The organism is Acidisoma sp. 7E03 (genome assembly GCF_054665075.1).
Genome location: NZ_BAAFHE010000019.1, coordinates 1 through 21,455, shown reverse-complemented (window position 1 = coordinate 21,455; position 21,455 = coordinate 1). Strand labels below are relative to the sequence as shown.

Genomic DNA, 21,455 nt, shown 5'->3' with positions numbered 1-21,455 from the left:
GCTCCTTTAGTCGGGCTGCCGCGCGGTGGGCGCGGTGCTGTGTCGGGCAAGTGCCGGCCGGGCAAGGCCAAGATGATCGCGCAAGCTGTGCCCCTCGTATTCCCGCCGGAAGAGGCCGCGCTCCTGCAAGAGGGGGACGACGAGATCCACGAAATCGTCGAACCCGTCGGGGAAATAGGGCGGCATGACGTTGAAGCCGTCAGCCGCGCCGGTTTCGAACCAGTGCTGCAAGGTATCGGCCACCTGTTCGGCCGCGCCGCAGAGCACCCAATGGCCGCGCGCCGCGGCCATGAGGTTATAGACGTCGCGCAGGCGCATGCCCTCGCGCCGCGCCTTGGCCAGCATCACGCTGGAGAAGGAATGATAGGCATCGTTCGCGCCGAGATCGGCGGGCAGCGGCCCATCGAGATCATAGCCGCTCATGTCCCGCCCGAAGCGATCGGAGAGGAGGGCCATGGCGTTGCTGTCCGAGATGCGGGATTGCAGGGCGGCGAGCTTGTCCAGCGCTTCGCGTTCGGTGCGGCCCACCACGGGCATCACGCCGGGCAGCACCGTCACGGCGTCCGGGCTGCGGCCGAAGGTCGGGAGCTGCGCTTTGAGGGCGCGATACTGGGCGCGCGCTTCGTCGATATCCTGCACCACGGAAAACACGACGTCCGCCGTACGGGCGGCGAGGCGCTGGCCGGGCGCGGAGCCGCCGGCCTGGAGGATCACGGGATGGCCCTGCGGGCTGCGCGCGATATTGAGCGGGCCCTTCACCTGGAAATGCGGCCCTGCATGGTTCAGCGGGTGCAGGCCCTCGGGCGCGACATAGAGGCCGCTTTCGCGATCAGCGCGCAGCGCATCCTCGTCCCAGCCATCCCAAAGGCCGCGCACCACGTCGATGAATTCCTCGGCGATCTCGTAGCGTTTGCCATGCTCGGGATGGAGGCGGCCGAAATTCGCGGCGGTGACGGCATTGGCCGTTGTCACCGCATTCCAGGCGGCCCGGCCGTGGCTGATATGATCGAGCGAGGCAAAGGCGCGGGCCGTGGTGAAGGGATCGCCATAGGTTGTGGAGGCGGTGGCGCCGAGGCCGATATGCTGCGTCACCATCGCGATGGCGGCGAGCATGGTGAGCGGTTCGAGCCGCGCCGTATAGGAGGGATGGGCACCGGCATCGGCATAGAGATTGTCGCCCATGAAGATGAGATCGAAACACCCGCGCTCGGCGATGGCCGCGATGCGCTGCACTTGGCCGATATCCTGGAAATCATGGAAGGCGCCGGGCATGCGCCAGCCCGCGACATGGCTGCCCGTGCCCAGGATGAAGAGGCCGAGATGCATCTGCCGCCGGGGCTGAGCCGGGCCACTCATGCCACGTCCTCCAAAAAGACGAAGCCCATGCTGCGCGCCCGGTAATGCAGGCCGCCATCTTGCACAATGAGGAAGAGGCACCGCTCGTCCCCGGGATTGTGATGGGAATGCGCATCCCCTGGCGGTGTGACTATGGTGGCGAAGGGCACCCAATCGCAGCGCGCCCCGCCCACCATCGAATAGGCGCCTTCGCCCTTCAGGATGAGGGTGATGGCCGCCGAATTATGCCGGTGCGCGCGCTGGTGCTCGCCCGCCGGCACGGTGTTGAGCGAGAGCGTGAGGGTGGGCAGGATATTGCGCCCGGCCTCGCAGGCTTCGGAGGAGAAGATGAGCGCGGCGCCCGAAGTCGTGTCATTCTGCTTGGCCGAGACGACGGTCTGTAACTGGCGCGCGATTTCGGCCGCGGGATAATGCACGGGCGCCGGACGATGGGCGGTATCGGTCGCCATGGCGGCGAAGGCGTAGAGCGGCTCATCCGTCACCAGCCAGAGCACCGCGCCCGCCGGCCCGGCAGCGATCTTCGTGCCAGCACCGCCGGGCGTGAGGAATACGTCCCCCGGCCCCCAGGCGAAATCCTCTGCACCCGATCGCGTGCGCCCGGCGCCCCGAATCACATACCAGATCACGCCGCTCGCCTGCATGTCTGCGCTCAGCCGGTGGCCAGGGGGCAGGCGGGCATAGCGCGCCAGCATCAGCGGCGAGGTCGCCGGGCTTTCCGCCGCGATAGCGGTTGATTGATCGCAGGCGATGAAGCGGGCGGTCTCGTCGGGCAAGAACTCCGCAAGGGCTGCCGTCGCTTCGGCCGTGAACTGGGCCGCGGGAACTGTGGGTAGCTTCACGTTGAAGGCATTGCCGGAATTGAAGAAGCGCGCGCGTGCGGCGGGCGGGCCTGCGGGTGCGCGCGAATACTGCACGGGCAGGCGGGCCATATCCACCGTCGGTTCCTGGGTCATGCGGGTCTCGGGCCTTGTGCGATCAAAGCGTGGGGCGCCGTGTATGCCAGGCGGTGATGCCCTGATAGGCATGGCCCGCGCGGCACAGCAGCGCCTCGGCGAAGGGAGCGGCGGCAAACTGCACGCCGATCGGGATGCCCGCTTCGCTCGCGCCGCAAGGCAGGGTGATGGTGGGATAGCCGCAAACGTCGAAAGGCGCGGTGAAGGGCCCGATGGCAAGTACCCCGGCCGGATCCTCGCCCATGCTCGCCATGAAATCGAGGCTCGGTCCGGCGACGGGCAGGCCCGGCACCACAAGCATGTCGATGCCCGCGAAGAGCCGCGCCATTTGGCCGTTGAACACCATCCGCGCGGCGAGCGCATCGGCGAGATCGGCGGTGCTGCAGGCCCGGCCGCGCTCCAGAAGCCGGGTGAGCATCAGGCCGTATTCGGCGGCGCGGGACGGATAGGTCTCGCGATGGGCGCGGGCGGCTTCCACGGCGCATTGCAGAGACCAGGCGCGGAGCGTGGCCTCCACGGCCGGAAACTCCACCGCCACGATCTCCGCGCCGACCGTGGCCAACTTTGCCAGCACATCTTCGATGGAGGCGATCACCTCCGCTGTCGCATGCCGCGCGATGAAGGCGCGGTCCACGCCCACGCGCAGCCCGGCGATGCCGCCTTCGATGCCTTCGAGATAGTCCGGCACCGGCAACGGTGAGGCGGTGGGATCGGCCGCATCCGCGCCGGCGATGAGGCCGAGTAGCAGTGCGGCGTCGGCCGCCGTGCGCGCCATCGGCCCCACGTGATCGAAAGAATCCGCCAGCGGAAATACGCCACAGCGGCTCACCCGGCCCCAGCTCGGCTTGATGCCGACGACACCGCAACAGGAGGAGGGCAGGCGGATCGAACCGCCGGTATCCGTGCCGAGGCTGCCATAGGCGAGGCCGGCGGTGAGCGCCACGCCGCTGCCACTGGAGGAATTGCCCGTCCAATACGCCGCGCCGAAGGGATTGAGCGGCTCCGTCACGCTTGGATGATGTTCGGCATAGACGCCTTCGGTGCAGGTGAGCTTGCCGAGCATCACGGCGCCGGCAGCGATGAGGCGCGCGGTCGCGGTCGATTCATAGGGCTCTGACCAGTCATCATAGATCGGGCTGCCGAGGCGGGTACGGATCGCGGTGGTGTAGAACACGTCCTTCACCGCGAGGGGGATGCCGTGCAGCGGCCCGCGCCAGTCTCCGGCCGCGATCTCGGCCTCGGCCTGCCGCGCGGCGGCCAGCGCCGGTGCGGCCGCGACGGTCGCGTAGGACTGCAGGCGTCCGTCATGCGCGGCGATTCGCTCCAGCATCAGTTCGGTGAGGGTGACGGGCGAGAGACGGCCGCTGCGCAGTTGCGGCGCGAGGTCGAGGATGGACTGGGCCCAGAGCGGTTCGGTCATGCGGCGCCTGCGGAAGGTAATGCGCATGAATTATACATGCACAGGTCGTTTTGCATAACAACTCCCCAAAATCCGAATCAAACCGCATAAATCCTGCGCAGTTTGCCCATAAAATATGCGCAACTCCGCTCGAACTTCACGTGCGCCATCTCTATTAGAATACTAAATCACGTGGTATGTATATTGCTGAGCGAGCCACGTAGACAGATTGGGGGTTCGTGCATGGCTTCTTCTTTCGTCCGCGCTTTGACCGGGGCCGTAGCCGCCCTGGCCATCGGCATCGCCGCCAGCGGGGCGGCTCAGGCGGCGGATCAGGTTTCCGTCCGGCTCAAATGGGTGGCGCAGGCGCAGTTCGCCGGCATCTACGTCGCCAAGGCCAAGGGCTTCTACAAAGACGCCGGGCTGGACATGACGATCAATCCCGGCGGCCCGAACATCAATGTCGAAACCCTCGTCGCCTCCGGCGCCGATACCTTCGGCATCGGCAGCGGCACCGAGGGCACGCTCTATGCGCGCGAAAAGGGCCTGCCGCTCGTCTGCGTCGGCATGTCGCAGCAGATGACGCCTTTCGCCTTCGTCACCTACGACAATTCCGGCATCAACTCGGTGAAGGATTTCAAGGGCAAGAAGGTTGCGGTCTGGTTCACCGGCCCGCAATACACGCTCTATGCTATGCTCGCGCATGAGGGCATGAGCCCGCACGACATGCATGTGATCGCGCAGCCCTTCTCCATGCAACCCTTCATCGACAAGCAGTTTGATGTGGCGACGGTGACGCTTTACAACGAGCTCAACACCCTCAAGGAGCAGGGCATCACCAATATCAAGCTTTTCATGCCGGACGATTACGGCGTGACGACGCAACAGGATTCGCTCCTCACCTCGGAGAAGGAGATCAAGACCCATCCGCAGGATGTGCAGGCCTTCGTGACGGCGACGCTGGAGGGCTGGAAATATGCCTTCGAGCATAAGCAGGAGGCGATCGACATCGTGATGGCGGCGGGTTCCGGCCTCAACCGCAAGCATCAGGAGTTGATGCTGGATGAGATCGAAAAGCTGATGACGGCCAATCTCGGCAAGACAGAGGGCCTCGGCGCACTCGACATGAAGGCGATCGCGGCGGTGCAGGATAATCTCATCAAGTTCGGTGCGCTGAAAACGCCGATTGATCTGAAGGCTGCCTTCGATCCCTCCTTCTGGGAGAAAGTGCCGGCTGCCGACAAGACGATGTGAGCGAGAGGGGAGACCACGCCGATGGCACTGGCCAATTCTGCGACTGACCTCACGGCCGGCCATCGGCCTGCTCATCTCGAACTCGTCAATGTCTGGAAACGGTTCGAGGATCGCGGCCGTGAGACGGTGGCGGTGCGCTCGGTCGATCTGCGTATCGAGCCGGGCGAATTCGTCACCGTCATCGGGCCTTCAGGCTGCGGCAAATCGACGCTTTTTAATATGATCGCCGGCCTTATCGCGCCGGACGATGATGGCTCCATCCTGCTCTCGGGCGAAGTGCAGCGGGATCGTGGGTTGCTCGGCAAGGTGGCCTTCATGCCGCAGCGCGATCTGCTCTTTCCTTGGCGCACGGTGCTGGACAATGCAACCATCGCTTTGGAGATGGAGGGTGTGCCGCGCCGGGCGGCACGGGCGCGCGCGGAAGGACTCTTGCCCGAATTCGGCCTCACCGGATTCGGCCAGCATTATCCGCATCAGCTTTCAGGTGGCATGCGCCAGCGCGTGGCGCTGATGCGCACTTTCCTCTTCGAGCGCGATCTCATGCTGCTTGACGAGCCCTTTGGTGCCCTCGATGCCCTCACCCGCAGCATGATGCAGAGCTGGCTCTTGGAAATCTGGGCACGGCATCGCCGCACAGTGATCTTCATCACGCATGACGTGGACGAGTCTATTTTCCTTGCCGACAAGGTGGTGGTGATGACGGCGCGGCCCGGCACGGTGAAATGCGTGGAGCGGATCGATCTGCCCCGCCCGCGTGATGAGGAGATGACGATCTCGCCCGAATTCATTGCCATCAAGCGCCGCCTGCTCGCCGAGATCCGCGAGGAAAGCATGAAGACCTTCGCAGGCGCGGCTACTGCGCCATGATGGCGCGCTTCCTCCGTTCGCCGCTGCCGGGTTTCCTGCTCATCGCCCTGCTCTGGTGGCTGATGGTGCCGGCGCTGCACGTCAATCCGCGCTATCTGCCGAGCCTCGGCGCCGTGGCGGTCGATGGGCTCTCCGTCTGGCGCGATCTCCTGGCCAGCCTCTGGCATACGCTTGCCGAAACCGTGCTGGGCTTTCTGCTCGGCTGCCTCTTCGGCATCGGCGGCGGCATCCTCTTCGCAGCGTCGCGCTGGCTGGAGCGCGGACTGCTGCCGCTCTTCGTGGCCTTGCAGAGCGTGCCGGTGATCGCCTTCGGCGCCATCGTGGTTATCTGGTGCGGCAATGGCCTGCTTTCGAAAGTGGTGATCGCGCTTTTCCTCTCCTTCTTCCCGATCACCGTGAGCACGCTGCGCGGGCTGCAGGGCGCGGATGCGGCACGCATCGCGCTGCTCGAAAGCTTCGGCGCCTCGCGGTTGAAGATCTTTCTGCGCCTGCAACTGCCAACCGCGCTGCCCAGCATCATGATCGGCCTCAAGGTGGGTATCGCGCTGGCGCTTGCTGGCGCCATCGTCGGCGAATGGTTCGGCGACACGGTGGGGCTCGGCGTGATGCTGCTGCAGGCGCTCTATGTGGAGCAGGTGGTGCGGGTTTGGGTGCTCATCATCACTTCCGGCCTGCTCGGCACGCTGCTTTATGGCGTGCTTGCCCTGATGGAACGCAAATTCGTCTGGTGGCGGGCGGCATGATGCACAGGCTTTCCCGACATCTCCCGGTCGTCATCGCGCTTCTGCTGCTCTTTCTCGTCTGGCAGATCGGCACCAGCCTGATGGGCGTGCCGGATTATCTCCTGCCGCGTCCCATCGGCATTGCCATGGCGATCTTCGATCAATCCCATCTTATGGGATCGGCGCTCTGGCTCACGGGCTGCGAAGCCGTGCTGGGCTTCGTGCTCGGCGCGCTCTGCGGCGTGGCGCTCGCCATCCTGCTCATCTTGGTGCCGCCGCTGGAGCCGATGCTGCTGCCGCTGGCGGTGGCCGTCAATGCCGTGCCCTCCGTCGCCTTCGTGCCGCTGGCGCTCATCTGGTTCGGCCTCGGCATGGGTTCGAAAGTGGCGATGGCCATACTGGCCGTGGGCTTCGTGGTTTTCGTCAATGCGCTGGCCGGGCTCAAACAGCCGGAGCAGGGGCATATCGATCTGCTGCGCAGCTTTGGCGGCGGGGCTTTGCGCATCCTCTGGAAGCTGCGTCTACCCGCCGCACTCCCCGCGATCGTCACCGGCCTGCGCATCGGCCTCAGCCGCAGTACCATCGCCGTGATCGTGGCCGAGATGCTGGGCGCCTATGCCGGGCTCGGGCAGATCATCTACCAGTCCACCGCGCAGGTGGATTACCTCAGCGTCTGGGCCGCCGTGATGGTGGCGATCCTCGGCAGCCTCGCACTCTACGGCGCCTTCGTGGCGCTGGACCGCAAACTCGTCTGGTGGACATGATGATGACGACGAAACGCGCCCTTTCCCTCGCCGAGATCGCCGAGCCCGAGACGCAGGACGAGGCTGTGCTCCGCGCGCAGCTTGCCGCCTGCTACCGGCTCGTCGCCCATTTCGGCATGGATGATCTTATCTACAACCATATTTCCGTGCGCGTGCCGGGCGCGGCCGAGCATTTCCTCATCAATCCCTATGGGCTGCTGTTTTCGGAAGTCACGGCCTCCTGCTTCGTGAAGATCGATCTCCAGGGGCGGAAGGTGGAACCCTCGTTCCATGAGGTGAACCAGGCCGGCTTCGTGATTCACAGCGCCATTCACGCCGCGCGCAAAGATGCGCTCTGCGTGCTGCATACCCATTCCGAGGCGGCGACGGCGGTGTCCGCCCTTGAAGAGGGGCTGCTGCCGCTCACCCAGTTCGCCATGCGCTATCAGGGGCATATGGGCGTGCATGCCTATGAGGGTGTGGCGCTGGATACCGAGGAGCGCGCGCGGCTGGTGGCCGATATCGGCCCGCACAATGTACTGGTGCTGCGCAATCACGGCGTGCTCATCACCGGCCGCACCATACCGGAGGCCTTCATCCTGATGTATTATTTTGAGAAGGCGGCGCGGGTGCAGATGATGGCCCAGGCGGCCACCGCTTCGGGCGCGCGCCTCGCTTTGCCGCCGCAGGCGATTTCCGAAAAGACGGCCGCGCAGTTCAACGATCGTCATGGGGACATCAAGGCCGCCGGCACCCGGGAATGGCCCGCCTTCCTGCGCTTGCTGGAGCGGCTCGATCCGTCCTATCGGGATTGAGCGGCGGGAGAGGCAGATGAAACAGCAGATGGATCTGGCGGAAGTGCCCGCGGAGGTGGAAGAGGAACCGGCGCGGGCGCGCGGCACCCTCTCCGAAACGCTGCGCAGCCAGCTCGAGGAAATGATCGTGGAGGGTCAGCTCCGCCCCGGCGAGCGACTGGACGAATTCGATCTCGCGCAGCGGTTCAAGGTATCTCGCACGCCGGTACGCGAGGCGGTGAAGGCGCTGGTAGCGACGGGGCTGCTGGAGATGCGACCGCGCCAGGGGCTGGTGGTGGCGACGATCTCCATCCCGGTGTTGCTGGAAATGTTCCAGATGATGGCGGTGCAGGAGGGGCTCTGCGCGCGGCTTGCGGCGCGCAGAGCGAGCCCCACGCAGCGTGCCGGCCTGCGCGCCATCCATGCACGACTGATCGAGGCGCTGGCGGTCGGGGATCCGCTGCCCTTCTACGACATCAACACCGAGTTCCATGAACTGCTCTATGATTCCTCGCAGACGCAGTTCATCGCGACGCAGACCCGGGCGCTGCGCCGCCGCGTCGCCGCCTATCGCCGCTACGTCACCTATCAGCCCGGCCGGATGGTGACGACGATTGCCGAACATGGTCGCATTCTGGAGGCGATCGAGCGCGCCGATGCCGATGGCGCCTTCCAGGCGGCCGTGGAGCACGTGACGCTCCTGGGGGACGACATGGCCGATTTCATCGCCGCCATTCCGCCGGCGATGCTGGACGAGGGCTGAGCCCCTGGCGGCGGACACAGCCCTGCTTCTGCTCCATGGCTGGTGCGGCGGCGGCTGGGTGTGGCGGGAACAGCGGGCGGCACTGGCAGAGATCGGGCCGGTGATCCTGCCCGATCTTTCGCCGCGGCGCGTCGGGCCATCGATCGCGGCGGCCGCAGAGGCCGTGTGCCGGGCGGCGGAAGCGAGCGGGGCAGCGCGCTTCATCCTCATCGGCCATTCGCGCGGCGGGGCGGTGGCGGTGGCGGCAGCCCACCGGCTGGGAAGCCGGTGCCGGATGCTCGTCGGCGTGGATAGTTTCACGGATGCCGCATTCTACGCCGCCCGGCCGGAGGCTGAGATCGCACAGCGGCTGGCCCCCTTTGCCGCGGATTTTCCCGGCACCATGGCGGCGATGGTGGCGCGGATCACCCTGGCCGGCGGTCCTGCCCTGGCCACCGAAATCGCGCAGCGCATGGGGGCGGAAGAGCCTGGGCCGAGCCTCGCCCAGATGCGCGCGCTTCTCGCCTGGGAAATCGCGGAGCCTTGGGGTGGCCTGCGCTGCTCGGTCTCCGCGATCCTTTCAAGCCCTCTGCACCAGCCGGAGAGCGCGCTCCGGCTCTCCGGCCTCGATCCCTGGCTCATGCCGGGCGTCGGGCATTTTCCGATGCTGGAAGACCCGGCCGGCTTCGCGGCCCTGCTGGGCCACTGCCTGGAGCGCGCTTAGAAAGACAGCAGATTGTCGCGGAACTGCTTGTGCTCGTAGTGGCGGCGGACAAGCCCACGGCGCTGCAGCACCGGCACCAGCCCGTCCGTCACTTCCGCGACACTCTTGCGGCTCACATCCGGCAGGGCGATGAGATAGCCGTTTCCCTCCACTTCCTGCATCACCTCGGTCATCTTGGAAGCAACCATCTCGGGCGAACCCACAAGTTGGAAACAGGCGCCTCCGGTTGCAAAATCCACGATCGCCTCACGCAACGTACGCTTTTCCACCTTGCTCAGGAAGCCCACGAGGGTGGACCGAGACCAACCTAGCAGCGCGCTAGGTCGCTGGTTCGCTGCCCGTGTCGGTGACAGGGCGTGGTCGGGTGCGACGGATCGCGATCGTGGCGCTTACACGGCGGCTGCTGATCGCGCTCTGGCGCTATGCGACACACGGGAAGTGCCGGAGGGGGCGGGACTGAAGGCAGCCTGACCGAGCGCAGCACCACAAAATACCCACGCATCGGCGGGATTGGCTAAACCCTCGTCGTATATCGGCGGGTGGACCCCATAACGTCCTGGCCGAAGATGCCCTGATAAACGCTCTTCCAGCCTCGACAACCTCGGGTGCGAGGAATTTTGGTGAAGATGCGGTCAACGTCGACCGGATGTGAGGTTCTTCGGTTTCGATTACCGCAGGTGAGGAATGAGCTCGGGCTGACAAGGCAAGACAAGCGTGTAGATGCCCCGCGCCCCAACGCGTGGTCCCTACACAGTGACGCCTCTCGATGACCGTTGGTGTTGGCTGTTGAAGTCACTGCAGAGTCTGCAGAAGATGCTTGGCTGTGGCGCTGCCCTCAAGGGCTGGCCTCCACGCACCGGCTCATCGGCATCGGCCCCTGACTGCAACACCGCGGCCAAGTTAAATGCTATGATGCTGTTTTCAGGGAATGAGTGTCACTCCTTAATGAGGTTTGACCCCGGAAAACCCTCATGCAAGGATGTTATAATGTGCAAATGCGGCCCCACATGACGTTTGCCCCACCTCACCTGTGACTCGCTTCCGTGTCCCTGGCGCTTGAGCCAACAACAGATTGTTTATCCTCAAGCTGGCATAACAAACATTATGCCAGCTAATCGATCACACTCTCGCCCGCTTCAAGCCAACAACCTTGGATTGAAACACGTTGGCGGCGCGGTCTAGGACCAGTCGAACGTATACGGACATACATGTCCCGGAGCCATTAGTCTCTGCGTGATCATCGCCTCGACCAGGTCAAAATACGAGGCGAGTAATATGTGTAATAACGCAACTTTCGCTACGCCACATCGTGCCGGTGTTCAAGAAAATCAGGATGTTACCGGCTCGGCGGGTTGAAGCGGGATGTGGTAGAAACATCGCATCCTCCCCCCAAAATAGTAGTTTGCGATGGAATTGCCATCGCGGCGGCAAGCCAACACAGACGCGTTCCATGGCCGAGGAGAACACAAAGCGCAACAAACCAAAGCCACACATAAAATATAAACGTTTCAATCAAAAAGGAGTGACCTTAAAAAATTGCACCCTCACTCTCGGAAGCGTTTGCATTTTGTTAGTCTCCGAAATATGTTTTGTTGAGCAAATCAACAATGCCGGCGGGGCAATCGAGAATTGGCCATCGGCGGAAGATCACTGAAGCCTTGAGCTCCCGGGAGAGAAGCAGAATGGGGACTTTTCTGGAGCACGACACGTCGCTTTTTGGCGATCAAAAAGCAGATCCTGCACTACGGTCTGCAGTCTCACCAAAGTTGCAGCCACTGCGCGTTGGATGGATTGACCGGTGTCAGCTTACACGAGAATGTCTCTCCAACGCAGCAACGGCGCTACAACCGATGCTTGCCATCGTACCGTTTACCTCAATAAATGATTATCTTCCGCACGCTGACGCGGCGATTGATCTAGTTGTTTATTATGTTCATGATTCCGGAGCCGACCCAACATCTGAGATTGTAAATGTGTGTAGAGCGATTCCGGATCGACGGCTATTGATTATTGCCAATCTAGTAAATGCAGACCGTGCGGCACTCGCTCAACATCTAAATGGCAAAGTAGTTGCCTTCCTTCAACCACAAAAGGCCAGCCTAGCATTGATGGTCTCAGCATTTTATCTGACCCACCATGAGCGGCGCTTTACATTTGACGACGTTCTCACCATTTCTCCCCATATCTCAGTGTCGCAGCCGCGGACCGGGACGATGGCGGATGTCACTCTTACTCGCCGAGAACGTGCCGTCTTAGAGTTAATCCGGCAGGGTCAGTCGAATCGTGAAATTTCTGATTCACTCGAAATGAGCCCTAGCACTGTTAAGGCGCACGTCAGAAACATCATGCAAAAAACGAAGGCTACGAACCGCACGCAGCTCGCGCTCGACGCCGAACGCAAGCTGCGGACGATATCCTTCTAAACTGGGCGCACAAGGCGCCTAGGAGGAAACCCGGCACAGAGCGTCGACGACCTTGCCGATCGGCAGGTTAATGGGCAGAAGAAGTCCTGCCCCGGTCCTTCGAATCCGTTCAGCCTGGGCACCAATGTCAAAGGCAACTACCGCAAGCCCTGCCTCCCACAACTGACTCAAAACAAAGGACCAGGTTTCGGGCCAGAGTGCGGGAAGAAACCCGAAATCAGCATCCTGATTCCGAATCAAGGTCACGGCTTCATTCTCATCATATCGACCCGTGATCGTCACCTTTCCCGTCTCCAGCAGGCGGGCATCATCACATGTGAATCCTACGATCTGGAAGGAAAGAGGGATATCATTAGCTGCGGCATACCGAGCGCAGCCAAGAATGACCTCATAGCCTTTCTCAAAACCGATAGCGCCTGCTACACACACTCTGCGAGAGCGATCTTTTGTCATCTGGGGAATCGTTCGCGCTAGCGACACATGGTCGTCTGGTTCCCATGCTGAAATAGTCGGGGTTAAACCAAGTCGACGGCTGAAGCGCCGTGCAGCATCCGCGCTTGGTGCTATGATTTCGCGCGCTTGGCCGAAGAGAGTCGAAGTCCATGCAACGAGCTCTCGTGGAGAAATTTTCCACTCAATATTGTTCCCGTGATCACTCACACATTCCGCGCAAACTTCTAACCTGGGCTCGCCGCAATAGCGATTGTCGTGAGTTGTCAGGGTGATACGTGGACACATCCAGGAATAGTCATGAAGATGAATATCGACAGGTACATTGAACTCGACCAGGTTTGCGACGAGCTCCGGATCATGACCCAGGAAGTGGTGAAGCTCCAAGCGTTCAATCTTCATCTCTTGAAGAAACTGAAAGAGAAGAGCGGCTTCTTGCTTCGTGAAGCGCAAATTTGGCAAGAACTCTGACGTGGTCGTGACAGCGCAGCCGACCCCACTATCGCTCCACTTTGCTGGCTGCAGAATGAGAGGAACTTCTCCTCGCTTTTCGGCAAGTCTTGCGCGTGCCTGAACCTGCCGCAGCACCCCACCCTCTCGCGCGTGGGTGATGAAGCCCACCGCTGAGCGATGTTGCCGGGCTTCTGTTGCCCGGCGCCAGTCCACATTGCGGCGATAGTGCGCAGCGGGATCGTGCTTCTCCCACTCAGCGATGAGACTATCATATCCGGGATACAGCACATTGAGTGTGCGGAGGTTACGCCGGATCAGATCCGCCTTCGCGTTTGCAAACGATTGACCCTCGATGTGGCCGACATAGACTCCGGTCGCTGCAACATGCCGCCACCCAAGATGTGTTGCCCGCATGCAGAAGTCATTTTCTTCTCCATATCCCTGTGCAAACACGTCGTCACGGAGGAGGCCTGTTTCGGCAAGACAAGCATGCCGAACATAGAGACAGAAGCCATGGCCAGTTGGCAGATCGACAACCGCATTGGCGTTCACTTCATAAAACAGTCTCGCAAGTTCGTCCACTTGGTCAACGTCAGGGATCGAATTGCTCCCGGTGCGATTTGGGTAGCTGAGGATAGTGGCCGAATTCGAAAAGGGAGTGGCCGTTCCAATGTTTGGGGCCGAATAGGCGGCGGAACGGAGTCTGGTAAGCCAACCCGCAGCCACGATCGTATCGCTGTTGAGGAGAACAACATCCAATCCTGCAGCGGCTGCCTCTCGAAGTGCGATATTTGCCGTCGCAGGGAACCCTCTATTCCTTTCTTCATGGCGAAACTCGATGAGATTCTGCTTAGCCATGCTCTGAAGGTCGCGCACGATACGCGCGTCGGGTGAATTATCGGAGATAACAACAATTCGCTCGGAGGTCTGGTGCCTGAGCACTGATTCTATGCAACGTATAGTGGCGTCGTAGCCCCGGTAGACAGGGATCGCTACCAGCATTTCGCGCCTTGCAAATTCTTTCTCTTGGGTCGGATAAGGCGGTCCAACGTTATAGACCGGTATGCTCAGTTCGCAGGAATCATCTTCTGGAATAGGTCGCTGCGGATGCAGCGCCCAAAAGCGCGCAGCTACACGTGCCGCAGCTACCCTTGCACTTGTGCGTTCGCCACCCGGATTCAACGGGCTCCCATAGAGATCGCGTCCCCGCATATCGCGCACGGAGAGGGTGCCCGTGGGAAGTTCTTCTGGAGAAAAGCGAAAGCGCCTCTGCCAAGAGAGACCGACCGCGTTTTCCTTACTGTCCAAGATAGTTTCAGCGACTTGGATGATCTTTTGGTCGGGGTTGCCTACAGACGCCACTATGACTGGCGCCCTAAAGTCTGGCTCTCCGGGCAGCCAATGCCATCCGGTAACGGCGCCCGCCACACGGTCGACAAACCCTTCCGCGCGGGTGATGGACCGCAACTCGATCGGGCTCCCGATGAGAGGAACGCCCTTTAGGGAAACCTTAAGTAGGGTGCCGTGCCATATGTCTGCCTTTAGTTCACATCGGAGCACTCCGGTCCGATCAGGCCTCTTATGTCTTGCAAAAGAAAGTTCGTTGCCATCAAGTTCGATAACAAGGTCGGCTGTAGAAGCCGTCGCCACCAGTCCACCGAGGTACAGGTGCCCGCTATTGCTAAGGCCGCACCATCCCATCGCGTCGTTTGATTTCGCGATTTGGCTCGCAAGCGCCAAACTCTGGCGATCTGCAAGCGGAGCATTTCGACGAAGTGTCTCATGTAGTTCGCATGAAGCAAGCGCCGGATAGCCATTACGAAGATGAGCACACGCGAGACGGTAGAAACTACCGTTCCAGCCGCTACGCCGCGCGAGAAGTTCGAAAGGCTGGACCGCCTCTGGAATGCCCAAATGCAGCCGAAGATCCCCAACTAGCAAAGTGACCAGACTGTTCGATGGTGCTCGCCGCTGCGCATAAAGGATGTTCTCAAGGGCTCCCAGTCCATCACCCAAATCAAGCTTAGCGGCAGTGAGACTCAAAGCTTTTTGGCAAAGTTCGTCTCCCTCATACGTCGCGGTCAGCCGTGTTTGTGCTGCCAGAGCATTGTAGCTGGTCTCATAAAATGAGTGGCTGAAGAGAAACTGGTCTAACAACGCTCTCATCTCCCGCGCTCTCCTCTTGGGCAGCATGATGCGTGAGAGCAAGAATGTCCATTGTCCCGAACAAACATTTCTTCCGGATCTATACTTTGGCGCCAAAAACGCGGATGGTACTAGACAATTCCTCCGAACACTCCCCGATTCACTAGTCCTTTGGATCGTTCCCAAGCAAAAGCGCTAGACTCTTCGGTTAGACGTTGGCGCCGCTGCATCGCGTTCTCGTGATAACCTGCGCAGAGACGAGATTTGTGATTGCGGGTGCAACAGGGCGCATATATCCAATCAGGCGATCTACTTCTTGTTCCCAAGCGAGCGCGATTTAACGGCGGAGGAGCGATCAACCATGTCCGGCACAGCTACCCTGTCTGGAGGCGTAAGTCCCGCCAACCACTCGGACGCGAGCGGAGCAGCCACAAGCTTCAACAGTTACTATGGATTGGGTTCGACCTATGAATCGCTCACCGCAAGCGGCAGCGATTCCGTGTCGGGCCCTCTCGTCATAGGCCAATCGAATTTGGCTGTCACAGTTTCCGGTGCGTCTGCTATTGACGATGCCACGGCTACGGGTAGCAATTCGATAAGCGTTGACACACCTTCGGTCGTCTTTGCCTCACAGAACGACACCATTTCGGCCGCCTCGGCAGCCACAACGCTCTTCGGCGCGGCGACCGGGACCACAACATTTGCTCTGGGAGGGCAGAACAGCTCCGCAACAGGAGGCTCTGGTTCATTTTCTGGCATGTCCTCGGGAGCCAACTCTACCCTCGTGGGCGGAACAGGCGTCAGCCTCATGACCATGACTGGAGCTAACAGCCTTGGTGTTGCTGGTCAGGCAGGAACTACCGGCATCGATGCATCGGCATCATCGGGTCCTCTAACGATCGCGACGAATCCGTTGGGCAACACGGGGACGCTCGTCGCAATACTGGGAAGCGGCGCCGATACGGTTGTCGGAGGTTCAGGAGCGTCAACGGTCACAGCGGGGACTGGCAGTGACGTATTTACCTTCATAAAGGGTCATGGGGGTGGCACTGAATACATCATCGGCTTTAATGCCAAGGACAACTTGGCCTTCGCCGGATACGGCTACTCCGCGACCAACTTGCCCACCGAGACGGTGACTTCGCTGGGGGACACGATTACCCTGAATGATGGCACCCAGATCACCCTCGCCGGCATCGACCACAAAATCTTCTAAGGGTAAAACTGAACTCGCTTGGGGGATGGACTCATGGCCACCAATGATTATACCGCAACGAACTCCGATGGTGTCACCTATGCGTTAACCTATCATCCGCTGCTGGGGACTTATACTCTCGTCATTACACCTCCGGTCGGAGGGGGAACGCCACAGACCGTCGACGGCATTCCAGCGGCCAACGTGTTGACGGCAAGTGGCGGAACTTTGGCCATCGCATCCGCCCTCGTCGGTTCGACATATGTGGTGCCGCCCGGTGTCGTCGGCTCAATCGACATCACCGTGGCTTTGGCTAGTCTTGTTCCCAACACCATTTATGTCGGTGGCGATGCTACCATCTCATCGACCGTCAGTGCGCTTTCCGGCCTCTCTGTCCACATTGATGGCGGCAGCGCCACCGTGGCTCCTGGAACACTCGCTGGAGCGCTTAGCGACCTCACTGTGTATCTCGACAACGGCGGAACTTTTGGAAACGGATCGGCGGTCGCCTCCGTGCTCGACAATACGACCATCAATTATGGGCTTGGGGGCGGGACGTTTGTCGCCAACGCGGGAGGGGCGGTTCTCGACCTGTCTTCAACGACGATCAATGGGTTCGATGCGGCGTCCGATGAGATCGAGTTTGTCGGCGTCTCTGGCACGGTGGACCACTATTCCATCACGACGGTCGGCAGCTCGCAGCAAATCGCGCTTTACAACAGCAACAACGTGGCTCTCGTTACTGCGGACGTTGCCGGCACACCATTCGCGACCGGCACCGTGTTCCAAGGCCAAAGCGGACCACTTACAGTGGATGAGAGCGGGTCTACAATCACCGTTAATGCTGCCGCCTCCGTATTCACCTGTTTTCTGGCAGGAACGCGCATCACCACCCCCACTGGAGAAGTGGAGATCGAACTTCTTCGCAGTGGTGACCTGGTGATGACACCAGACGGCCGTTCGGTGGCCGTTCGGTGGGTAGGGGCCAACAGCGTTTCTACCGCCTTTTCTGATCGAGACCAAGTTATGCCGGTACGAATCCAGAAAGGTGCGTTTTCATCGAATGTACCGGCTCGGGATCTTTTTGTTTCGCCCGACCATTCCTTCTACTTTGATGGGGGCCTGGTGCCTGCACGGTTGCTGGTGAACGGCACGACAATATGCCAGGTGGATTGCGGAAAGCGGCTCGTCTACTACCATATCGAGCTTGAGCCCCATGACCTGGTGCTCGCTGAAGGGGCGCCGACAGAGTCCTTCCTTGATCTTGGCTCACAAAGAAAAATTTCAGTCGATGGCGTGGTTCAGCTTCATCGTACTGAGGAACCCAAAAGTTGGGAGGATTCGTGTGCTCCGCTGGTGTTGACAGGCCCTGCGTTGGATCGGGTGCGTAGGCTCCTCTCAGAGCGTGCTCGAAGCATTGAGACACTCGAATCCGCGGCCTAGTTGCTCCCTATGCGGCTGCGCCACCGGGGCCTGGGGTCGGCTGGCTGCTCGTCCAGTCGGCCTCTGGGTTTGCTCTGAAGCAGATCTAGCGCGATGACCGGCTTATCGTCTGTCTCCATTGCGGAGGACATCCTCACACTGGCAAAATCTGCCTTGTTCGACCGTCACTGGTATGAGGTGTGCTACCCAGAAGCAACCTTCGAGCAGGGTGACCCACTCGTCTATTTTTGTGACCGAGGCTGGCGAAAGGGACATGCGCCCAACCCGTATTTTGACGTTTCCTTTTATTTGGAACGAAATCCGGATGTGCGTGATCTAGGTCTGAACCCGCTTGTTCATTATCTTCTCTACGGCGAAGCCGAGCATCGATGGCCAAGTCTTCACTTTGATCCGGACTGGTTTAGGGCTCGTCACAGCTTGGGTGCAAGAGATCATTGCCTATCCCATCTCATGAGCCATCTTACTATACAGGAACTCTCCCCCAATCCGGGATTCGAACCGGATTGGTACCGCCGGGCGTACGGGTCTTTTATTCAATTCGGTCTTTCCGCATTTGGGGATTATCGTCTGCGTGGGCTAGCGAATGAACGCAATCCCAGTTCTTTTTATCGCGAAATTAACAAGTCACCGTTGTTTGACGAGAAGTTTTACTGCGAAGTCAATCCTTCGGTTCTCAAGAGTGGAATGGATCCCGTCTATCACTTTTGTGCCATCGGCTGGCGTTTAGGGCTTCAGCCAAGCCCCGAGTTCAAACTGACCTGGCATCAGGAATGGGATGCCGACGGGCGCGCGACTAGCATGGACCGGCTAATCCGCTACCTCAAATTGGGCGCTACAGAGGTAGGCCTGCCCAGGGCGCCGCCGTCCGAGACGATCGCCTCTCCGTCCCCGGCTTTGCGTCTTTCGGCGGCTGAGAAAGAAAGGCTCGCGATTCGACAATCGGGTTTGTTCGACGCGAACTATTATCTAGCGAATTCGCCGGATGTCCGTTCCGTCGGCATCGACGCAATCGATCACTTCTGTCGTTTTGGCTGGCGAGAGGGACGAAGACCAAACCCTTATTTTGACCCTATTTGGTATGATGAGTACTACCTCGGTGCGAAGCGGGAACAGAATCCTCTGTCGCATTACATCAGCGAGGGTGAGCGAGAAGGGTTTAACCCTATCATCTATTTCGAACCCAAGTGGTATCAGGAGAAGTATAACCTCACGAGTAAATGCTCTCCGCTTCTACATTTCCTCAAACATCGTCGCACACAGGCTTTTAGCCCGACGAGATTTTTCGATGTGGAGTTTTACATGCGGCGGCACGGCGATGCCATAGGAGCAAACCGTGATCCTTTTGCGCATTTCCTCCGGGCGGCTGTCACTCAGGATATAGACCCTAGCCCGGAGTTTGAGACACAAAAGTATCGTTTTGAGCATTTGGGTCAAATCTTGCCACCTAGACCAGTGATGGCTGGTGGAGAGGTGCATCAGCGCATGAAAAGGGAGATGTTAAACCCCCTCGTTCATTTTCTTTTGGGCTTGGCGGGCAGGCGCCTAACGGTTCCCGCATCCGAATCAAGTAAGCCGCCGCGTGCTGAAGGCGACTTTTGGGGAGATCATCATTGTTCATGATCCCGTATTCCGCATTGCTGGCTATGCTCCCCCAGGTGGAAAATGGCCGCCTCTCGATTCCTGTCAGCCTGCTCCAATTTCTTCTTTCGATAGCGGCATCATGTACAGATTTTGACGAAGAAGAATATCTTCGTCGAAATCCCGATGTTGCAGTCGCTGTGCGCCAGGGGAAAGTTGCCAGCGGTCGTGATCATTTTTTGCGGAGCGGCTATTTTGAAGGCCGTGCGGGAGTCAGTGAGGTTTCTGAGACGTGGTATTTCAGGAATAATCCCGATGTAGCAAGAGCTGTAAAGGCAGGAGAATGGGAGTCCGCGGCTGAGCATTATACGCTTCGAGGAGTGTTTGAGTGGCGCGCCCCAAGCGGCGCGGTCGCGGACGATGTCGCACGATGGAGAGCTGCCGTCGGTGGTGCATCGCCAGCGGTTGTAACGACAAGTGCCAAGGATCGCCCAACGACTGCTCCATAAAGGAGAACGTTTGCTAATGAATTCCTTAGAGATAACGCCCGCCGGGCTGCCTGAACTTCTCGGGGATTCGGAGCGTTCAGCGGCGCAAATTGACTTTGTGGAGGATGTCTCTCCGGGCGGGCGTTACAGTCGACGTTCGCCTGTTGCTATGGATGTCACCGAACTTGAACCAGATCAGCAAGATCTTCTAGCATCATATCTAGCCCACGAAATCCAAGAATACGGGCCGTTGAGGCATGTGGTCTTACGTGACGCCATTGTCACTGGGCAAGGCTCGGTAGTCACAGCAAATCATCGTCTTGTTCGAGAGAGTGCTGCGGAGTTCCTTGCGCATGGGGTGACTCCAACGAACTTTCAGAGCACCGGTGAGGCCCGCCTCTCAATAAACCTGGAGGGCGTGCGTCGTATTGAGACTCCGGCCCTTCTTGTAAAGCGGCCCTGGTATCGAAACTACGGACATTGGCTTGTCGATGGTGCGGCGCTTCTTTCTCTTGCGTGGAAACTGGAGCTGCCGGCTGACTGGCAGATCGTCATAGGTGATCTCGGGCCGTGTGCGCTTCGCTCTGTCGTCCATCAGACCACTTCCGCTCTTGCGCCGGGCATAGTGATGGTGGAGCATCGAGATGATGAGATTTGGCAGTTTGATGAGCTGCACTACGTTTCGCCGCTGAGCGTGCCGCCGCTATATAAATCTCCGGAGTCGCTGAGTTACCTGCGCGCGGCCTTTCTCCACTCGCAGCTTTCCAAAATTCAGTCGCACCCGGGCTTCTTCATCACGCGTGGCGCTTCATCAGTGCGACGTCTCGTTAACGAAGACAATATAGCAAGTATTTGCGAGAGAAGCGGCTTATCCGTGCTTGCGCCCGAGAGCGTATCATTGGCGGATCAAGCGCGGCTTTTTCGTAGCGCTCGCGTGATCGTCGGAGTCAAAGGAGCGTCTTTGACCAACGCGCTTTTTTGCAAGTCGTCGGCTCGTGTAGTAGCCCTTTCCCCCGGTGATTTCCCTGATCCTTTTTTTTGGGACCTGGTAGCGCAACACGATGTCGGTTACTCGGAAATCTTCGGGTCCATCGCGCAGCGATCCTTGAGGCAAGGGAGCAACGCGTTCTCAGTCGATCCGACAAAATTTTCACGCTTGTTAGAGCTTTCGATGGCGCTCGCGTAGATCGTGTCCTGGGGCGGGGGTGTAGCTGGCGGCAGTGATCACCCAGTCGTGTGACTCTCGATAAGCCTGTTCTTGATGATCGGCCTGTTCACCCGTGCGGCAGGCGCAAGTTCGATCGGGCTCTCCTTCGTGCTGATGCTCCTCTTTGGTTGGCAGGCGGCGACGTGCATCGATGAATAGACTATGGCGGCCGCTAGTTTTGGCATCCGGATCACACTGTTCCTTGTCGGTGGCGGTGCTTATGCGAGGGATAACTTTCTCCTGCGACGCAGTCCGCGCCTGGTCGACAGGGCGTGGTTTCGGTGGACTGCCGGCAGTCTGTCGCTTCCTCTGTCCTAGCATTCCTTAAAAAAGCCGGCCTTAGGGCCGGGACGTAAGCGTTGCGGCGGGAGCACGGGGCTTGGGTTTGGCGGTGCGCGGGCGCGACAGGGTTAGGAGGAGACGATTGAACCGCACCGGGTTTCCCGGAGGCCATTTGGTTTAAGTTACGCGGCTAAGGACATGACCTCAAGGCTGGCATAGTAGCGTGCTTCGGCCTCG

Annotated in this window: 20 protein-coding genes and 1 pseudogene; 16 read left to right on the top strand and 5 right to left on the bottom strand. The window is 60.1% G+C overall.

Annotated features, from left to right (window positions below):
- Positions 1 to 6 precede the first annotated feature (6 nt).
- From ACYQ6W_RS20925 to ACYQ6W_RS20915, 3 genes are read right to left on the bottom strand one after another with little or no spacing between them, the layout of a single operon-like run.
- Entirely contained in the window at positions 7 to 1,356 is a 1,350-nt protein-coding gene (locus ACYQ6W_RS20925; protein ID WP_459678021.1) for an LLM class flavin-dependent oxidoreductase, read from the bottom strand.
- Entirely contained in the window at positions 1,353 to 2,309 is a 957-nt protein-coding gene (locus tag ACYQ6W_RS20920; protein ID WP_459678019.1) for a cupin domain-containing protein, read from the bottom strand. The genes ACYQ6W_RS20925 and ACYQ6W_RS20920 overlap by 4 nt, the downstream gene beginning before the upstream one ends.
- Before the next feature lie 22 nt (positions 2,310 to 2,331).
- Positions 2,332 to 3,729, bottom strand: a complete 1,398-nt coding sequence (locus ACYQ6W_RS20915) for an amidase (protein ID WP_459678017.1) — start codon at positions 3,727 to 3,729, stop codon at positions 2,332 to 2,334.
- 222 nt (positions 3,730 to 3,951) lie between these two features.
- Here ACYQ6W_RS20915 and ACYQ6W_RS20910 point away from each other — a divergent pair, with 222 nt between their 5' ends.
- The 7 genes from ACYQ6W_RS20910 to ACYQ6W_RS20880 are packed head-to-tail and all read left to right on the top strand — an operon-like array spanning position 3,952 to position 9,554.
- Entirely contained in the window at positions 3,952 to 4,962 is a 1,011-nt protein-coding gene (locus ACYQ6W_RS20910; protein WP_459678015.1) for an ABC transporter substrate-binding protein, read from the top strand.
- A 21-nt stretch (positions 4,963 to 4,983) separates the two neighbouring features.
- Positions 4,984 to 5,829, top strand: a complete 846-nt coding sequence (locus tag ACYQ6W_RS20905) for an ABC transporter ATP-binding protein (protein ID WP_459678013.1) — start codon at positions 4,984 to 4,986, stop codon at positions 5,827 to 5,829.
- A complete protein-coding gene (locus tag ACYQ6W_RS20900) occupies positions 5,826 to 6,572 on the top strand; it encodes an ABC transporter permease (RefSeq protein WP_459678011.1) in 747 nt (248 codons plus the stop codon). Before ACYQ6W_RS20905 ends, ACYQ6W_RS20900 begins: the two co-directional genes overlap by 4 nt.
- On the top strand, positions 6,569 to 7,315 hold the full coding sequence (locus tag ACYQ6W_RS20895; RefSeq protein ID WP_459678010.1) for an ABC transporter permease: 747 nt from the start codon (positions 6,569 to 6,571) through the stop codon (positions 7,313 to 7,315). The genes ACYQ6W_RS20900 and ACYQ6W_RS20895 overlap by 4 nt, the downstream gene beginning before the upstream one ends.
- Before the next feature lie 2 nt (positions 7,316 to 7,317).
- Positions 7,318 to 8,109 carry a class II aldolase/adducin family protein gene (locus ACYQ6W_RS20890; RefSeq protein WP_459678008.1) on the top strand — a complete coding sequence of 264 codons (792 nt, stop codon included), beginning with the start codon at positions 7,318 to 7,320 and terminating at the stop codon, positions 8,107 to 8,109.
- Positions 8,110 to 8,125: 16 nt separating this feature from the next.
- Positions 8,126 to 8,851 (top strand): GntR family transcriptional regulator, encoded by a 726-nt coding sequence (locus ACYQ6W_RS20885; RefSeq protein ID WP_459678006.1) that lies wholly within the window; start codon positions 8,126 to 8,128, stop codon positions 8,849 to 8,851.
- Positions 8,808 to 9,554 carry an alpha/beta fold hydrolase gene (locus tag ACYQ6W_RS20880; RefSeq protein WP_459678074.1) on the top strand — a complete coding sequence of 249 codons (747 nt, stop codon included), beginning with the start codon at positions 8,808 to 8,810 and terminating at the stop codon, positions 9,552 to 9,554. Before ACYQ6W_RS20885 ends, ACYQ6W_RS20880 begins: the two co-directional genes overlap by 44 nt.
- Here ACYQ6W_RS20880 and ACYQ6W_RS20875 read toward each other — a convergent pair.
- Positions 9,551 to 9,742 (bottom strand): hypothetical protein, encoded by a 192-nt coding sequence (locus tag ACYQ6W_RS20875; protein ID WP_459678004.1) that lies wholly within the window; start codon positions 9,740 to 9,742, stop codon positions 9,551 to 9,553. The genes ACYQ6W_RS20880 and ACYQ6W_RS20875 overlap by 4 nt on opposite strands.
- Positions 9,743 to 9,851: 109 nt before the next feature.
- On the opposite strand from ACYQ6W_RS20875, the pseudogene ACYQ6W_RS20870 reads away from it, so the two are divergent.
- The 3 genes and pseudogenes from ACYQ6W_RS20870 to ACYQ6W_RS20860 all read left to right on the top strand — a co-directional run.
- Positions 9,852 to 10,014: pseudogene (locus ACYQ6W_RS20870) on the top strand (IS110 family transposase); the annotation flags it as partial.
- Positions 10,015 to 11,004: 990 nt separating this feature from the next.
- Positions 11,005 to 11,208, top strand: coding sequence for a hypothetical protein (locus tag ACYQ6W_RS20865; RefSeq protein WP_459678002.1), 204 nt, complete (start codon positions 11,005 to 11,007; stop codon positions 11,206 to 11,208).
- Between the two features lie 28 nt (positions 11,209 to 11,236).
- Positions 11,237 to 11,977 carry a helix-turn-helix transcriptional regulator gene (locus ACYQ6W_RS20860; protein WP_459678001.1) on the top strand — a complete coding sequence of 247 codons (741 nt, stop codon included), beginning with the start codon at positions 11,237 to 11,239 and terminating at the stop codon, positions 11,975 to 11,977.
- 18 nt (positions 11,978 to 11,995) lie between these two features.
- Here the strand turns inward: ACYQ6W_RS20860 and ACYQ6W_RS20855 are convergent, their stop codons facing one another.
- A complete protein-coding gene (locus ACYQ6W_RS20855; protein ID WP_459677999.1) occupies positions 11,996 to 15,046 on the bottom strand; it encodes a glycosyltransferase in 3,051 nt (1,016 codons plus the stop codon).
- A 340-nt stretch (positions 15,047 to 15,386) separates the two neighbouring features.
- Here ACYQ6W_RS20855 and ACYQ6W_RS20850 point away from each other — a divergent pair, with 340 nt between their 5' ends.
- The 6 genes from ACYQ6W_RS20850 (at position 15,387) to ACYQ6W_RS20825 (ending at position 21,095) form a co-directional block, all read left to right on the top strand.
- The gene (locus ACYQ6W_RS20850) at positions 15,387 to 16,241 is read left to right on the top strand and encodes a hypothetical protein (RefSeq protein WP_459677997.1); all 855 of its coding nucleotides are present in this window, start codon (positions 15,387 to 15,389) and stop codon (positions 16,239 to 16,241) included.
- 33 nt (positions 16,242 to 16,274) lie between these two features.
- The gene (locus ACYQ6W_RS20845; RefSeq protein ID WP_459677995.1) at positions 16,275 to 17,663 is read left to right on the top strand and encodes a Hint domain-containing protein; all 1,389 of its coding nucleotides are present in this window, start codon (positions 16,275 to 16,277) and stop codon (positions 17,661 to 17,663) included.
- Between the two features lie 93 nt (positions 17,664 to 17,756).
- On the top strand, positions 17,757 to 19,283 hold the full coding sequence (locus ACYQ6W_RS20840) for a hypothetical protein (RefSeq protein WP_459677994.1): 1,527 nt from the start codon (positions 17,757 to 17,759) through the stop codon (positions 19,281 to 19,283).
- The gene (locus ACYQ6W_RS20835; RefSeq protein ID WP_459677993.1) at positions 19,280 to 19,750 is read left to right on the top strand and encodes a hypothetical protein; all 471 of its coding nucleotides are present in this window, start codon (positions 19,280 to 19,282) and stop codon (positions 19,748 to 19,750) included. The genes ACYQ6W_RS20840 and ACYQ6W_RS20835 overlap by 4 nt, the downstream gene beginning before the upstream one ends.
- Positions 19,751 to 19,766: 16 nt before the next feature.
- Positions 19,767 to 20,915, top strand: coding sequence for a glycosyltransferase family 61 protein (locus ACYQ6W_RS20830; protein WP_459677992.1), 1,149 nt, complete (start codon positions 19,767 to 19,769; stop codon positions 20,913 to 20,915).
- 60 nt (positions 20,916 to 20,975) lie between these two features.
- Positions 20,976 to 21,095 carry a TQO small subunit DoxD gene (locus tag ACYQ6W_RS20825; protein WP_459678071.1) on the top strand — a complete coding sequence of 40 codons (120 nt, stop codon included), beginning with the start codon at positions 20,976 to 20,978 and terminating at the stop codon, positions 21,093 to 21,095.
- The last annotated feature ends 360 nt before the right edge of the window (positions 21,096 to 21,455 follow it).